The organism is Actinoplanes lobatus, from assembly GCF_014205215.1.
Taxonomy (GTDB): Bacteria; Actinomycetota; Actinomycetes; order Mycobacteriales; family Micromonosporaceae; genus Actinoplanes; species Actinoplanes lobatus.
In genome coordinates this window covers 6,502,928-6,518,570 of sequence record NZ_JACHNC010000001.1, presented here as the reverse complement: position 1 = coordinate 6,518,570, position 15,643 = coordinate 6,502,928, and the positions used below count along the sequence as shown (strand labels likewise).

The 15,643-nt window shown below is 70.2% G+C and carries 11 protein-coding genes and 1 pseudogene; 7 read left to right on the top strand and 5 right to left on the bottom strand.

The window, feature by feature from the left end; genetic code table 11:
• Positions 1–229: 229 nt before the first annotated feature.
• Positions 230–412, bottom strand: a pseudogene (locus tag BJ964_RS48240) (IS200/IS605 family transposase); the annotation flags it as partial.
• Here BJ964_RS48240 and BJ964_RS29900 point away from each other — a divergent pair.
• Positions 398–1,618 carry an RNA-guided endonuclease InsQ/TnpB family protein gene (locus BJ964_RS29900; protein ID WP_229807478.1) on the top strand — a complete coding sequence of 407 codons (1,221 nt, stop codon included), beginning with the start codon at positions 398–400 and terminating at the stop codon, positions 1,616–1,618. The pseudogene BJ964_RS48240 and the gene BJ964_RS29900 sit on opposite strands and share 15 nt — an antisense overlap.
• 61 nt (positions 1,619–1,679) lie before the next feature.
• Positions 1,680–2,503 (top strand): IS5 family transposase gene (locus tag BJ964_RS29895; RefSeq protein ID WP_203832997.1). Its coding sequence is split into 2 segments (ribosomal slippage): positions 1,680–2,012 and positions 2,015–2,503, totalling 822 coding nucleotides; the frame shifts between segments, so codons are not numbered across the junction.
• Between the two features lie 39 nt (positions 2,504–2,542).
• Here BJ964_RS29895 and BJ964_RS29890 read toward each other — a convergent pair.
• A complete protein-coding gene (locus BJ964_RS29890) occupies positions 2,543–3,142 on the bottom strand; it encodes a DUF4291 domain-containing protein (protein WP_188123795.1) in 600 nt (199 codons plus the stop codon).
• A gap of 283 nt (positions 3,143–3,425) precedes the next feature.
• Between BJ964_RS29890 and BJ964_RS29885 the strand changes: the two genes are divergently transcribed.
• The 5 genes from BJ964_RS29885 to BJ964_RS29865 all read left to right on the top strand — a co-directional run bounded on the left by BJ964_RS29885 (position 3,426) and on the right by BJ964_RS29865 (position 6,183).
• Complete coding sequence (locus BJ964_RS29885) at positions 3,426–3,686, top strand: hypothetical protein (RefSeq protein ID WP_188123794.1); 261 nt, start codon at positions 3,426–3,428, stop codon at positions 3,684–3,686.
• 110 nt (positions 3,687–3,796) lie between these two features.
• Entirely contained in the window at positions 3,797–4,345 is a 549-nt protein-coding gene (locus tag BJ964_RS29880; RefSeq protein WP_188123793.1) for a hypothetical protein, read from the top strand.
• Positions 4,346–4,468: 123 nt separating this feature from the next.
• Positions 4,469–4,852 carry a hypothetical protein gene (locus BJ964_RS29875; RefSeq protein ID WP_203832965.1) on the top strand — a complete coding sequence of 128 codons (384 nt, stop codon included), beginning with the start codon at positions 4,469–4,471 and terminating at the stop codon, positions 4,850–4,852.
• 97 nt (positions 4,853–4,949) lie between these two features.
• Entirely contained in the window at positions 4,950–5,624 is a 675-nt protein-coding gene (locus tag BJ964_RS29870) for a molybdopterin-dependent oxidoreductase (RefSeq protein ID WP_188123791.1), read from the top strand.
• Positions 5,625–5,823: 199 nt separating this feature from the next.
• Positions 5,824–6,183, top strand: a complete 360-nt coding sequence (locus BJ964_RS29865) for a hypothetical protein (protein WP_188123790.1) — start codon at positions 5,824–5,826, stop codon at positions 6,181–6,183.
• Positions 6,184–6,198: 15 nt separating this feature from the next.
• Here BJ964_RS29865 and BJ964_RS29860 read toward each other — a convergent pair whose 3' ends face one another.
• From BJ964_RS29860 to BJ964_RS29850, 3 genes are all read right to left on the bottom strand, one after another.
• The gene (locus BJ964_RS29860; RefSeq protein WP_188123789.1) at positions 6,199–6,966 is read right to left on the bottom strand and encodes a DUF5984 family protein; all 768 of its coding nucleotides are present in this window, start codon (positions 6,964–6,966) and stop codon (positions 6,199–6,201) included.
• 275 nt (positions 6,967–7,241) lie between these two features.
• Positions 7,242–8,339: a Clp protease N-terminal domain-containing protein gene (locus BJ964_RS29855; RefSeq protein ID WP_188123788.1), complete on the bottom strand. Its 1,098-nt coding sequence runs from the start codon at positions 8,337–8,339 to the stop codon at positions 7,242–7,244.
• A 4-nt stretch (positions 8,340–8,343) separates the two neighbouring features.
• On the bottom strand, positions 8,344–15,636 hold the full coding sequence (locus BJ964_RS29850) for a hemopexin repeat-containing protein (protein WP_188123787.1): 7,293 nt from the start codon (positions 15,634–15,636) through the stop codon (positions 8,344–8,346).
• Positions 15,637–15,643: the final 7 nt, after the last annotated feature.

Sequence of the window (15,643 nt, the reverse complement as noted above, 5' to 3'; positions counted from 1 at the left end):
AAGGCCCTACCTGAAACACCTTGGAATCCGACCGCACCGCGACGTGCCACCCGTCGCTCCCCGCGGAGTCCCCACCAATGGTGACGGTCCGCCCATCCGTGATCCCGACGATGCACGTCATCGAATACCTTCCGTGGAAACCCCCGGCTTTAGCCGTGGGGAGGAAATGGAACCCCTGCGGAGCAGGTCAGGGGTAGCCCATTCGCCGTCAAGGCGAATGGGCGTCTGGTCAGACGTTGCGTTGGTTCTCGACATACTTTTTGACCGCTTCCAGGGTGGCTGCGCCGGTCGTGGCGACGAAGTACGAAGTGGTCAACAGGGTCGGCATCCGGGACTCGAGCTGCGGGAACTGCTGTCGAATCAGCCGGGACGATCGGCCCTTGATACGCTGTCTGATGTGGACGAGACGGTGCGTTACAGCTACCGCCTGCGGCCCGGCCGCATCGCGGAGGCCGCACTTCTCGACGAGTGGGGCCGCTGTCGGTGGCTGTGGAACGAAGCCGTCCACCAGCAGAGAACCGGCCGTAAACCCACGTTCGGCACGCTGTCCAAGCTGCTGACCGACGCCCGCAGCCGCAACGCCTGGCTGCGCGCCGGGTCGCAGGTCGCCCAGCAGCAGACGCTGCGCACCTACGGCACTGCCCTGAACCATTCGTTCACGGTGAAAGGCCGGGGCCGTCCGAGGGCCAAGAGGCTCAAGGACGCGTTGCCGAGCTTGGAGTACACGACTCGGGGCTTCTCGATCCAGGGCGGCCGTCTGCGCCTCCCGGGCAAGGTCACGATCCCGGTCGTCTGGTCCCGGGAACTGCCGTCCGAACCGTCCAGCGTGCGGGTCTACCGTGACAGTCTCGGGCATTGGTACGCCTCGTTCGTGGTCCGTCGGGACACGGTCGGAACACCTGGGGCGGATCTGCCCGGCATCGGTGTCGACTGGGGTGTGAAGGCGACCGCCACCACGACCGATCCGGCGTTCGACCTTCCGCACCTCGGGCATCGCCGACGGTGCGCGGCCGAACTGGCCAAAGCGCAGCGCAGGATGGCCCGCCGCCGCCGGCCGAAGGGCCGGCCGCAGTCGAAGGGCTACCAGCAGGCCAGGAAGCAGGCCGCCAGGATCGCGAAGAAGGCCGCCCGGCAGAACACCCACGACGCCCGGGTCTGGGCGAAGAACGTCACCGCGCATCACAGCCTGATCGCGGTGGAGGACTTCAAGCCGAAGTTCCTGGCCAAGTCCCGGATGGCCCGTAAGGCCGCTGACGCGGCGATCGGCGCGTGCAAACGAGAACTGATCGAGCGTGGCATGCGGGCGGGCCGGAAAGTGGTGCTGGTGCCGCCCGCCTACACCACGATGACCTGCTCCGGGTGCGGCGAGAGAGCCAATCACCGCCTCGGACTGGGCGTCCGCATCTTCGAGTGCACGGCCTGCGGCTACACCGCAGACCGCGACCTCAACGCCGCGAGGACGATCCTCGCCACGGCTGAACGCGACCGTGCCAGTACTGACGACGTGAGACATCTGATCGCCTCCTTCCGGGATGGTGGATCAGGTGCGGTCCGAGCTGGGAATCCAGGGCCTGGCCCCGGAGGGAAATCCCCCGGATTCATCCGTGGGGATCGTTAAGACCGCATCTCGTTTGGGGTTGTTGTAGCGCGGGGTCGTTCGTTGTACGGGTGTGGGTGATGTGGAGAAGTACTGCCCGGAAGCGTTGTGGCGCCTCGCGCAGCCGCTGCTGCCCGGGCACCCGAAACGGCATCAGGGTGGCGGCCGGCGGCGTATCGACGACCGGGTGGCGCTTGCGGCGATCCTGTTCGTTCTCGACACCGGCTGCGCCTGGAACGAGTTGCCGGAGTCGTTTCCGATCTCGTCGGCGAGTACGCACCGCCGGTTCAGTGAGTGGGTCGAGCAAGGTGTGATGGCCGCGCTGCACCAGGCGACGCTCGATGTGCTCGGCGCTGCCGGGCACATCGACTGGTCGCGGGCCAGCGTCGACGCCCTGCACGTGCGGGCGGTAAAAGGGGGGACCTGACCGGGCCGAGCCCGGTCGACCGCGGTAAGCCCGGCTCCAAGATCCACGCGGTTGGTGATCGGAACGGGCTTCCGCTGCATGCTGATGTCTCTGCTGCCAACGTCAACGACCACATGGTCCTGGAGGATGTGGTCGACGGCCTGACGCCGGTGCGTCAGCCGGTCGGCCGCCCGCGCAGACGGCCGGCGAAGCTGCACGGCGACAAGGGCTACGACTACCGCACGAGTCGGCAGGCCCTGGCCCGGCGCGGGATCAAGGCGCGTATCGCCCGTAAGGGCATCGAGTCCTCGACCCGCCTCGGCCGGCACCGCTACGTGATCGAGCGCTGCCTGGAGTGGGTGACCCGGTTCCGGCGGCTGGTCCGCCGCTACGACCGCAAGGCTTCCCACTTCCGCGGATTCCTGCGCCTGGCTTGCGCTGTCATCTGCTTCCGCCGCGCCGTCAAACTGAACCTGTTGCCGGGCAGCAACCCCAAATGAGATGCGGTCTAAGCGCAAACATCGGGGCCGGCCGTGTTCCTATGCGGTGTCCGCCTGGATCCGGCGAGCGGTTGCGGGGTCGAGCGGGTAAGGGCGTTCCGGCGGAAGTAGACGCTGGGCCTTGGCAGCCTGGCCGGCCCGGATCAGCGCATCGATCTTGTGCACGGTGGGAGTGAGGTCGGTGAGACCGACGACCCACTGCTCGGCGTACGCGCGAATCAGCGCGCGGCCGATGCCGACCTGGATGCTGTAGTGGTTGAGCGCCGCTCCCCGGGCCGAGCGTTCCGGATCCCACTGCACGTGCACGCTCGCGGCGTCGAACGCCGTGCTCCAGGCGGCCGCGCTGCCGTGGATCGCCGGCACCGGCGCGGTGAGGACCGCCTGCGACAGCGCCTGCTCCCAGCCGGCGCTGGTGATCCGGACGGCCAGGACACGTTCCTGGCCGGGCTTGCGAGCCCAGTTGCTGCGGTGCATCAACCACAGCAGGGACGGTTTGATCCAGGTCATCCGGGTGAACGAGAACGGCGCCACGAAACGCCCGGCGGCCAGTGCCGCATCCGTGATCGCCGGCCCGAAGGCCTGGTACATCACGATCGTGTCGGCGTCGAAATCGGCGCGGATCCGGCGCAGTAACGGCATCGGCCCACCCTGTCGTCCGGCAAGATCTGATCGATGCCGAACTCTGCCACCCTTGGGCGCTGCCCGACCAGTTGATTTCGCCCTGGCGTGCCATGCGCCTCCGGCCGCGGGGTGGGGAGGTTCAGCGGCCGAGGGGGGCCGGCTCGGCGAGGGGATGTGGTTCACCAGGGGGCCAGCGGGCCGAACAAAATGGACGGGGCGGTGGGCACGACTGGTCGGCTGCTACCTTGACTCCCGTCGATCCGCCGGACGGCGGATCGTGAGCTCCAAACGGGGGAATGACATGCGACACAAGCAAGCTCTGTCCGTGGCCGCGCTCGCGGCCGTCACCGCCGGTCTCCTGGCGACGGCCTGGCCAGCCTTCGCCGACGAGACGCCCGCACCTACGCCGACCGTCTCGGTCGAGCCGAGCTTCCCGACACCGCCCGCCAAGCCGATTCCGAGCGGGCCGGTCGAGCCGGTGCCGCCGACGTACGGGACGTTGAGCCCGCCGCCGATGCCCACCTTCGACTGTGACCCGGCGGACGTGGACTGCGTGCCGTAAGGCGGCGCGCCGAGCCGGTCCGTGCCTTCCGCCCCAGGTCCTACGCCTGGGGCGGTGGGCGGACGGTCACCGACCGGACCCTGAACACAAATGGTGTCTAGAATGCGGCGATGCGGCGGGTTCTCTTGACGGTGGTCGGCGGTGTTGTAGCCGCGGCGGCGGTTGTCGGGTCGATTCTCGCCGTGGTTGGTACGTGGCAGGCCGACGCCGGCGCAACGGACTGTTCGGAGCAACTCGCCGCCGGCCAAGCAACGGTTCACACCGACCGGCGCTGGACCGAGGCGGACATCCCGGGAGTCGGCAGCTATCCCGAGATTCACTGGCAGACCCAAGCGGCCGGGAATCCCTGCTCTCGGGCACCGGGGCCAACCGATTGGCGTTATCAGGGTGTCATCCGGCTACGTCCGGAGGACGCGACAGCGCTGGCCGACCGGTACGACTGGCGCCCGGTGCCGGCGGTCATCCCGTCGTACTCCGAGGAGTACGAGTTCGAAACGCCGAACCAGATGTGGCCCGCCCTGGTTCCATTCGTCCCGGACGGCACACGCTGGCTACACAGCCGAACGTGGACTGAGACGCATTCGCAGGGCACACAGTGGACTGACCTCTACCTGGCGCCGGACCAAGCACTCGCCTTCGTCGTGCTCTACGACCACTGACGTGATCTCAGACTGTCGACGCGCTGCTCGTGATCGCGAAGGCTTGCCACCACGCCGGCTGACGCGAATCCCGACGAGCTGAGGGGCGGCGGCGGTGGGCTGGAGTACGTCATGATCTCCCCCATGGCGGAGCATGAGCTGGCCGGGGTGTGGCGGCGGATCATTCGAGGTGACGGCAAGTCGTGGGTGGTGTTCGCACACGCCACATGCGTCGTGCTGCCCGCGCCCGGTCCGGCCGATGATCTGGCGCAGCAGGCGGTGGACATTCTGCGTGAGTACGGGCCTCTCTTTGCCGGTTCGGCCGCCGGCGACTTCGGCACCCTCACCCTGGAGCCCGGCCCCGGGTGGGTGGTCTACGGGCATCACAACGACGTGCTGACCTACGTCGGCCCCGACGAGATCACGGGCGGTACCGATCTGGAGGTGGGCCTGCACGGCCGCGCCAAGCGGGACCGCGACGGTCGCGAACTGAACGTCGTGCACGTGGAGGACAAACGCGTCGCATAGCACTCGTGCCGATGCGCTGACCTCGATTGCTTACTCGCGGCTTCCCAGGGAACCCAGCGCGAAGTACGCGACCGACGCAGGCCGAAGGGAGTCTCGCATGATGCGCTACTGGCCGCGGCGCGCCCCTGGGCTACCGCCCGGGCAGCGCCTGATGGCGGAGATGCCCCGATTCAGCGACCTCCCCCACCTCCCTCCGCCCGCCATGCCGACCGCGCCCAGACTGGAAATCAGGAACGAAGGCGAGCTGGTCGCCGTCCTGACCGCCGCTGACCTGCGGGCGCTCGGACCGCGCGACCATACGGCCGACTTCCACTGCGTCACGACGTGGTCGGTGACAGGGCTGGTATGGACCGGCGTTCCGCTGCGGGAGGTTCTCGCCTCGGTGGGGATGTCCGACGCGCCCGCGCCGTACCTGGTGGCCCGTGCAGGCGATCGCCGCGAGGCCGTCCTCACCTGGGAAGACGCCGTCGCCGAGGACGTGCTCCTGGCCACCCGTCTCAACGGCGCCGCCCTCGATGACAGGCACGGCGCCCCTCTGCGGCTCGTGGCTCCCAGCCAGTACGGCTACAAGAGCGTCAAGCACCTCATCGCCATAGAATTCCGCGCCGAACAGCCCCGGCTCATGTCGAAAGAACACCTCCGAGCTCGCGTCGCCTTCGAGGAACGGCATCCGCGACTGCCGAGTCCGCTGGTCAGGCTGCCGTACCGGTTGATGATCGCCCCGACCGCGTACGTGGCTGAGCGGTCGCTGAGCCATCGTCGTACCAATTAACGGGTTGGATCTTCTCTCCGTGTCCATGCCGCATCCAGCGCCGCCAGAACGCGCGAACGGTTCCGCAGCACGAAGATGTCCGGCAGGGCGAGGCTACCTGTTGAGCTGGCATGCCTGCATCCAACCGGAGAACTCCACGTTGTAGGGGCCGGTCGTATTGCCCTCGCGTGAGTGGGAGACACCGCGGTACGGTCCGCACGTGGAAAGGCATGTCGACCGGGTCGACGTCCGGCAGGACGATGACGAGCTCACGCTGATCCTCGGGGCGGCCGGGGTCCACGTCATGCTGATCCGGTTGCGCTACGCGGGCTGGGTGGACGAGGTGATCAACCCGGCCGGTGAGATCGCGCCCGGTCCGGGAGCCTGGACTCTCATCGGCCGCGAGCTGTGCCTCGACTTCGGCCCCACGGCCGCAACGACCCTGGGCTTCCCACGGGACTGTCGGCTGCAGCTCGACGTCGACGACGATGCGATCCGGCGGGCCCGAGCCGCGCTTCTGGAGATCCTGGATTGTGCGTGCTTCGTCGTCGACACCGCTGAAGGGCGCATCACCAGCTGAAACGGTTGGTTCGGATCACATCTCGACGGCTGACGGCCACGAGCAGATCTCAGCGACTCCGTTCCGGACCGCGGCCCAGTCGACCTTCCGTGGCTCGGATAGGCGCTGCTCCAGCCAGCGGCTGCGCTGCAGGTGCTCTCGCCGCAGGTCGTCCAGGTCGAGAGCGACGCCTGCGGGTGGTCCGCTTCGTTCCAGCTCCACGACACGCTCTTCCATTGCCGTGATGAATCGCCGGTCGAAGTCCTCGACCGCTGCGAAGAACTCCGCCGCCGGCAAGCTGAACTCCAGCCGGGGCGGCCCGTCGAACGTGCTGGCTTCCTCCGTCGTGAGCTGCTGGCTGAGTGTCACCACGTCGCCGCCCTCGACGCTGTGCCGCCAACACTTCAAGGTCGGCGACTGCGCCAGATAGCCCAGATAGACGTTGAAGTCACTCTGCACGCTGAAAGCAACATCGACGTCATCGCCGTATACGTCGTCGTCCGGAATCTCGCGGCTCGGGAACGTGCCATCGACGAACGGCACGAGGTCGTCGGGCACCGGCTCCTCAAGCACCCAGCGCAGCAGTATCAGGTCTTCCCACATCCGGGCGATGTAGTAGTCCGGGTACGGCCGTTCGAGATCCCAACGGCGGACCGCCTCATCGCGGTAGCGCAGGACCTCCCGGTCCTCGCTGTCGAACCAGAACCAGCCTTCGCTCAGCCCGAACCAGTGCAGTGTCAGCTGACTGCGACCCCATGGAGAGACATCGGCAAGCGGCCGGCACTCGAACTGGAACCTCAACAACGAATCACCTCTCCGGACGGTCAGGTCCGAATCCTGCCAGACCCCCTTGGCCCATCCTCCGAATACTGCTCCCGTGCGATTACGCGCCTTGAGGTGACCGCAACCCGGCGTCCGGGTACGACCCGGACGTTCCGTTGGTAAAGGGGCAGTATGAACAACGGTGCTGTGAATGCGAAGGTAGCCGGTTCCGGTAGGCCGTATCGGGGCCGCGGCCGACGAGCCGGTCACTGCGGACGTGAAAGGCGGCGACGTGGAATGAGCTGTCGAGACGATCGTCAGGTGGTGTGGGGTGGCAGGCGGTGGGCCAGCAGGTCGGTGACCTCGGCGAGGTCGACGAAGTTCCGCAGTAGCCGGCGGCCGCTGTCGTCCGGGTCGGCGAGGATCGCCCGGAGCAGGTGGGCGCTGCCGGCCGGTTCGGGTCCCGCGGTGCGGGCGGCCTCGGCGACGCGGGCGGCCGAGACCGTCCATGGTGGGTTCTTCGCGTAGGTGCGCCAGATCCGGCGTCGCTGTGGTGCCGCGGGCGGCCCGGACGGTGTGGTCTCCGCCATTATCTTCAGGGCGGGCTCCCGGTCGGCCAACAGCGGGCGCAGGATGGGGTCGCACGCGGTGCGATACTCGGCGGCCGGTTGCAGGCCGGTGTCGTCCATCTGTTCCTCGAGGAGCATGAGCGACAGCAGCAGATGCGCCGGCGTGGTCCGGTCGTGACCCAACCTGACGGTCTCCGCGATGGCCTCGGTCTCCAGATAGACCAACGCCATGCTGGCACCGGTGAACAGCCGGAGGCCGGGGATCACCAGGTGGGTCATCGCGCGCGACGGTGGCTTCCCGCCGCCGCCCGGATCGGCGAGGACCCCGATCATGTGCAGGTGGCGGGACATCTCCCGCCGCGGCCCGACGGAGCCGACGGCGGCCCACAGCTGGTCGGCCACGTCCGTCAGGGCCTCGAAGTCGATGACGTGGTTCACCGCCGTGCCCGGATCGTCGAGCAGCGCCTCCAGCAGGTGGTCCGGGCCCACCCACGGCCGGTCCCGGGCCACCGCGATCGCCATCGCCAATCGCAGGGAGGCCTCGGTGTCGGCGGCCCATCGGGGAAGGCCGTCGGCGGACCAGCCGCACGCCTCCCACCGGGCCTCCCGCATGGCGTGCAGCAGTTCGCGTTCCTCGTCCGGTGGCAGTTCGACGTGCTCGCCGGGATCCTGCCGCCCGGTGTCCTGGCCGAGCGCCGGCCGCAGCACCGGGCGAAGCGGTGGGTAGCGGCCCACCAGGCCTTCCAGTACCGCATCGGGCTGTATCTCGGACCGTTGGAGTTTGGTGGTGGTCCGGCACGCCCGGCGGAGGACCTCGAAGAAGCCGGTCCCTACGACGGTGAGCATCGGGTCATGTCTGGCGGCGCAGCCGGTCCGCGATCCGGGAGCGGTATTCGGTGAGCACCTCGTTCTCCGGGATCGTGAAGATGCCGTCGGTCAGGTCGTGCTCCTGGGGTAGCAGGTCCTCGGCCAGCAGGCAGAGCAGCCGCGCCTCGGCGAGAGCGTCCCGGGTGTTCTGCTGGAACAGCTGGTCGGCCCACTCCAGCAGGTTGCCGAGGTAGTCCAGCACCACGGCGTTCCGGTAGGCCGTGAACGGTGCGTCCGGGTCCAGCAGCGGCAGGAGCTGCCAGACAGCGCCGGTGTCGGCCGGGTCGAGGATGTGCTCGTACCAGCGGCGGGCGTCCGCGAAACGCTGTGCGGCCCGCAGCTTCCGGGCCACCAGCAGCGGGCCGTGCCCGAAGATCTCCCAGTGGTACTGGCCGTCGGCGCCGCGGAAGACGGTGGGCTGCTGGGTGGTGCGGGACAGCAGCGCCGGCAGGCCGTCGGTGAGCAGCTTTCGGTTGAGTTCGGTCGCGGCGCCTCCGGTCAGCGGGATGAGTTCGAACGGCAGGGCGGCCAGCTCGTACGGATGGGGTGTGTCCACGTTCTTCGCGTGCCGGTGGTAGCCGCCCGGGACGAACAGGAACAGGGCGTCGGCGCCGTCGAGGACGCCGTCGAACGACGTGCCGGAGGACCAGGCGCCCGCCACGGGCCGCGCGGTGGGCAGGGTATGAGGCTCCTGACCGGCCGGAACGCGGCAGTAATGGTCCCCGGTGAACAGGTACAGGTGCTCGCCACGGCGGAACGCGGCCGAGACGTCGCGTGGCATCCGCTGCGGGTATCCCGGGTCGGGGAAGTCGGGGATCGTCTGGTCGGCGCCGAGCGTGTAGCGGTGGTACTCGCGCCCGCACGTCAGATACAGCCGGCTGTCGGCCAGCCAGGCGGCGTCCACCCGCGAGGTTTCCGTCATCTCGCTGGTGGCGTGCAACGGCCGGGTGGTGCGGCCGCCGTCCGGCGCGACGCTCAGCACCGTACCGGAATGGTTGTCGATGTAATGGGTGTTGCCCTGCTCCTCGAACGCCTCACTGATGATGCGGTCGCCGGGCAGCCCGTCCACGTTGCCGCGCAGAGCGCGCGGGTAGCCGCGGTCGGGTTCCCCCCACCAGTCGAGCCCCGGCCGGAAGCTGTAGCGGGCGTACCGGGTCTCACCGATGACGTAGGTGATCGGCCCGGTGACCAGCACCGTGACGATCCGGCCGAAGTCCGGGCCCAGGTTGAGCCCCTGCTGGAACTCGGCGATCGGGATCTTCAGGCCCGGCTCGGCCGAGTTGATCACGACGCCGGCGCTCTCCTGATAAAACCATTCATTTCCCTGTACGTCGGTGAAGGCCAGATCGATCCGCGGCCACGCCGGGAACCCTTCGGCCGCGGCGGCCTGCTCGATGCGCTGGGGGAACCCGGGGTCGACGCGGCCGAACGCCGGCCCGGTGTAGCGCAGGCAGGTGTCGCCGATGAAGACGTACGTGTGCCCGCTCGCCCGGGTGAGGACGGCATCGACCGGGCCGGGGACGGGCAGCGCCTGCGGCAGCCGGCCGAACCGGGCGCTGATCGGCTGCGCCGCCGGTGTCCGCCCGCCGCGCGCGGGGATGACCGTGAACACGCCACGCCCGTTGTCGAAGCAGTACCGGTCCCCGTTGGGCAGCTCGAAGCCGGCGTCGATCCGGTCCCACGCGGGAAGCCGGTCCGGGTTGCCCCGCAGCGGCCGCAGTGGCGGCTTCTCCGTTTCGGGGACCGTCACCGGTCGGCACAGGTGGCTGGCGCCGCGTATGTCGACGCTGAACCACGGCCACGACTCGGCTCCGGCCGGCAGGTCGAAGCGCACCACGTCGGCGACCGGGTCCGCGAAGTTCTGGGCGACGCGGTCGGTGGTCGCCGCCGCCTCGGTGCGGGTCTCCAGGTCGGTGGCCAGGGCGAGGGCCGTGTCCGGTGGCGTGTCGTCGACGTACAGCTCGGGGTGGAGGGTGAACACCGCGGCCGCCCGCCGGTCGGTCTGCCCGTCCGCTGAGACGGTGTACGAACAGGACACCAGGATCGAGTCCGTCCGCACCCGTACCAGAAGATTTGCCGCCTTGAATGCGCCTTCCTCGCCGGCGCCGAGGGTCTGCGCCGGCACCCAATCGTGGTCCAGCCGCTGGTAGGAGTAGCGGATCCGCAGCCGCCGCGGTTCGGGCGCGACCCAGAACACGAAGATCCGGCCGAACGCGCGCACCGGGTGGACACGGTCGGCGTCGATCGGCACGCCGACCGGCTGCCAGGGTGTCCACCGCGCGTCGGGGCCGTTGAGTTCGGCCTGCCGGTGGTGGTAGCGGCGTGGCTCGATGCGGCTGCGGCCGAAGAGCACCAGACCGTTCGGGGCGTCGGCGAATCCGCCGGCGACGATCAGCCGGGACACCTCGGTGTACTCGTCCAGATAGCGGCGGTACGCCCGCTCGATCGCGGCGTCACCGAGGTCACCGTCGAGCAGGTCCTGTTCCAGCGTCTCGAACGGAGGCGTCCGGCCGGGCCGCAGGTGGTTCTCCGGGTAGAGCAGGCGCTTGCGCTCGGCCGCCCACTCCTGATAGCCGGGTACCCGGGCCCGGCGACGCTGGAGGTAGAGCCGCACCGCGGCGATCGCCTCACCGATCCGCGAGGTCATCGCCTGGGCGCCGGCCTCGACGTCGGTCAGGAACCGGTCGGACAGCTCGCGGGGATGTCGCAGACCCAGGCCGGCGAGTAACGCGGCGACCAGCGCGTCCCGGGTCCGGACGTTGATCTCGCCGTGCAGCACGGCGCCGGCTTCGGCGGCGATCAGCGTTTGCAGCGCGGCGGCGGCCGCGTCGAGATCCGGTTCGGGACCGTACAGACGCGTCCAGACGTCGGCGTGCACGGTCGACGGGCCGACACCGAACCTGTCGGCCAGCGCGAACGCGTCGGCGGGGTCCGCGCCGAAGCCACGGCACCAGTTCAGCTCGTCCTCGTCCCGGCCGGGTTCGCCACGGGCGAGCTGGATCGCCCGCAGGTCACCGATCCGGTAGTCGGCGGACGGTGGGAGCAGGTCCCGGAAAGTGACCGGCTCGCCGTGGTCGTCGCCGAGGCGCACCACCTCGTCGCCGAGGTGCAGGTAGATCTGGTCGTGCAGGCGGAACGCGCCGTCCACGCCGGCCTGGAACCGGGCCGGCAGCTGGCCCCAGCGGCCGCTGATCCGCAGCGGGTGGCCGGGATCCACCGTGTCGAGTGTGCTGCCGAGGGCGTACCGCACGAACTGGCTGCCGCGGAACGCGTACAGCTCGCCGTCGGCGGTGACGAACGCGGCGTCCAGCGGCCGGTCCCCGTCGAACTCGTTGGCGACACGGCCCCAGGCGCCGGCGATCGGGGTGGACGGGCCGTTCCCGCGCCGGTACTCGCGGCCGGCGAAGACGTACAGTTCGCCGTCCGGCGCCCGCAACACCGCGTCGACGCCGTCGGGCGGCAGCTCGGCCAGGGTGAAGTCGGCCAGCGGCCGCGGGTAGCCGTCGTCGACCCGGCGGTAGTCGCCGCCGGTGTAGCGGACGAACTGGTCGCCGGAGAACAGGTAGGTGTGCTCGCCGTCGACCAGGGCCGCGTCCACCCGCCCGCGTTCGGCGATGGTGTTGCGGATCCGGCCGAGCCGGTCCAGCTCGTAGGTCGCGGTCGCGGCGGTGCTCACCGCGTGACAGGTACGGCCGGCGAACAGGTACATCGTGCGTTCCCCGGCGAGCACGGCGTCGATCATCGAAGGGCTGCCGTCGGCGTACCGTGCGTCGATCTCCTCCTCGAAGGCGGCCGGAAGGCCGGCGAACCCGGGTTCGGCCAGCAGGTTCCCGACGATCCGGCGGGGGTAGCCGGGGTCGGCCAGCCGGGGGTCGGTGGCCGCGGCGCGCACGTACTGATCGCCGGAGAACAGGTAGGTGTGCCCGCCGGCCGACACCGCCGCGTCCACGTGCGGGTGCGGGAGCCGTCGGCCCAGCCGGGTGTCGAAGCAGGTCTCGCCCTTGAACAGGAAGACGTTGCCGTCCACGGTGGTCAGCACCGCGTCCAGGCCGCTACGGAACTGGGCCGGTACGGTGCGCAGCGCTCGCGGCCGGTCCGGCTGTGTGGTGACGGTCCGGCCCTCCAGCGCGCTGTAGTGCCGCCAGCCGTCCGGATGCTCGATCCGCACGCCGCCGCTGTCGAGGTAGGCGGTCCGTACGTCGTCGAGGGCCAGGTCCGGATACCGGCGGTGGGTGGCCGTCGAGACGGCGTGGATCTGCCGGCCGCTGATCAGATAGACCGTGCCGCGGTCGGCGACGGCCGCGTCCACGCTGGTCAGCGTCACGGTCAGGCCGGCGAACGCGGGCTCGGAGGAGAGCTGCGCCAGCCGGCGGGGGTAGCCGGGGTCGGTGCCGGTCCAGCGGACGTACCGGTCGCCGGAGAACAGGTAGGTGTGCTCGCCGGCGACCAGGGCCGCGTCGACCCGGCCGGTCCGGGCGATCGGGCTGACCAGCCTGCCCCAGAACTGGTCGATCATCGCGGGATACTGGTCGTCGATCCGGGTGACGGCGGGGTCGGAGTAGCGCGCGTAGTGGGTGCCGCTGAACACGTACGTCCGGTCGTCGGCGCCGGTGAAGGCCGCGTCCACCCGGTCGAACGGCAGGCTGTCCCATTGTTCCTTGAGCGTCTGCGGTGGTGACCAGCGGCGGCGCCGGGCGTCGGAGGTCACGAACTCGCCGCCGGAGAACAGGTGGATGCGCCCGTCCCGGGTGATGAACACGGTGTCCACCCGCCCCAACGATGCGAACAGCCGCTCCGGCAGCCGCCACCAGTTCTCCGGCGCCGGCTGCGGGTAGCCGGCGTCCGGGATGGTGTAGTCGGCGGCCGAGTAGCGCAGCATCCGGCCGCCGCCGAACAGGTGGGTCTGGCCGTCCAGCACGAAGGCGTGGTCGACACGTTCCAGGCCGGACCAGTCGTCGGCGATCAGGCGCGGGTAGCCCTCGTCGACGGTCGTGTAGTCGGCGCCGGTGTAGCGCAGGTAGTGGGTGCCGCTGAACAGGTAGGTGTGCCCGTCCCGGCCGGCCAGGACGGCGTCGACCGTGCCGCTGGGCAGCGCCGGAGCGAGCCGGCCCCAGCGCTCCGCGGTCGGCGCCACCGATGCGCCGTCCGGGCCCAGCGCCACGGTGCTGCCGTCCTGGAACAGGTGGACGGTCCCGTTCGCGTCACGGAAGGCGGCCTGCACGCCGTCCGCGAATGCCGCGGGCAGGTCGGCGAAGACCGACGCGATGCGGCGCGGAAAGCCTTCGTCCACCCGTACACCGTCGTTCTCGATGCTGTCGGAGTGGCGGAACACCTGGTTGCCGGCGAAGAACAGCATCGCCGGGCCGTCGGCGTACCCGGCGTCCACCCGGCCCGTGCCGGCGAGCGCGTTCGTCACCTGTGGCCAGGTCTCGGCGAGGGGGTGTTCCCCGGTTCCGGGCGACAGCACGCGGTCGCCGGACAACAGGTAGGTCTGGCCGTCCAGCACGAAGGCTTGGTCGACGCGTTCCAGGCCGGCCCAGTCGTCGGCGATCAGGCGCGGGTAGCCCTCGTCGACGGTCGTGTGGTCGGCGGTGGAGTAGCGCACGTACTGATCCCCGGCGAACAGGTAGGTGTGGCCCTGCTCGTCGGTGAACGCGGCATCGATGTGGGCCGGATCGGCGAAGGAGTTGCGGACCACGCCCCAGGTCTGCGGCCGGGGCAGGAACTCCGGCTGCCCGCCCTGGCGGGTGAAGCTCTGCGACCTGCCGTCGGTGTCGCGGCCGACGATCCATTCGGTGCCGGCCGCGTCGACGAACGCCGCATCGACCGCGGCGAGCCGCGCGAACCGCACGGACAACGCGTCGATCGCCGCCGGGCCGGCGGTGAGCTCCCGGGAGCCGGCCGCATACGTCCAGAAGGCGCGGCCGTGGAACAGGTGAACCGTGCCGTCCGCGCGTTCCAGCAGCGCGTCGATGCGGTCCACGCCGGGCGGCAGCTCCAGCGGCTCACCGAACTTGGCGGCCAGGTCCCGGTCCCGGAACGCGGCCGTGACCTCCGCCGGGCTCAGGCCGAGCAGGGTGGCGAACCGGGCGAACCCGCGGATCCGGCGGGCCGCCAGCTCGGCGGCCCCGGCCGGCCCGGTCAGCACCCGCACCGCGCCGGTCAGGCTGCCGGCGACGGCCACGCAGATCGCCTCGATCGCCGGCGTCCCGAACTCCTCCCGCAAGATCGCGAGCACATCCGGGGTCGACCCGTCGAGGCGGGCGCGGAGCGCGGCCAGGCCCGCCGGCCGGGCGCCGCCGATGATGTCGCGCAGCACGGTTCCGGTCAGCTTCGCCGACCGCAGCCAGCCGGCCAGCGCGACGAGCGTCTGCACCAGCCAGAGCGCCGAGTCCGGGTCACCCTGGTCGAGGATCTGGTAAGGGTCTCCGCCGGTCACCTCGGTGTCGATCAGGATGGGCAGGGCAAGGGCCGGGTCGAGCCGCACCGCCTCCACGATGTCCAGCAGCTCGCCCACGGAGAGGCTGAGCGCCGCCGCCAGCCGGGTGATCCGGTGCAGCAGGCGGAGCATCCGGTTCGGGTCGGCGCCCGGGTCGAACGGGCCGGTCCCGGGGATCCGGCCACGGTACCGCCGGACGATCGTGGTCAGCGATTTCTCGTCGGTGTGCAGCGCGGCTGCCACCCGCAGCCGGCCGGCATCGGCCGGCACGAGTGCCGGAAGCACGTCGACCGGTCCCACCAGACCGACCACAACGTCAAAAGACAATGCGAGGGTACGGTGCAAGCGCTCGACAACCGCAAGGACGCGTATCGCCCGCCGGTCGAGCACCCCGTCGCAGAGGGTCCGTAACGCCAGGTCCACGTCGGTGGAGGACAGTTCGAGCCGGCGGGCCAGGTCGAGTGGCGTGGTCGCCGTCGCCACGTCGTCCGCGGTGAGGCCCAGGGACTCGCGGGCCACCACATCGGGGTCGGCGGGCGCGGCGTACAGCCGGTACAGCTCGGCCGGTTCGACGCCCAGGTGCCGCAGGTAGGCGCGGATCCGCTCGTGCCGTACCGAGGACGGCAGCTCGGCGCCGCCGCGCTCGATCTCGCGCGCCAGGATCTCGTTGACGATGTCCAGGTGGGGAACTTCGGCGTAGCCGTCCTCGAACGATGGAAGACCGGCCAGGTCGGGCCGCCGCCCGGTCAGCTCCGGCCCGGGACCCGCCAGTTTCAGCAGCTCCGCCAGGTAGGCCGCCGGGGAGTAGACCGATCGGGACGAGCTCTCGGAGTTCACGGAGGCC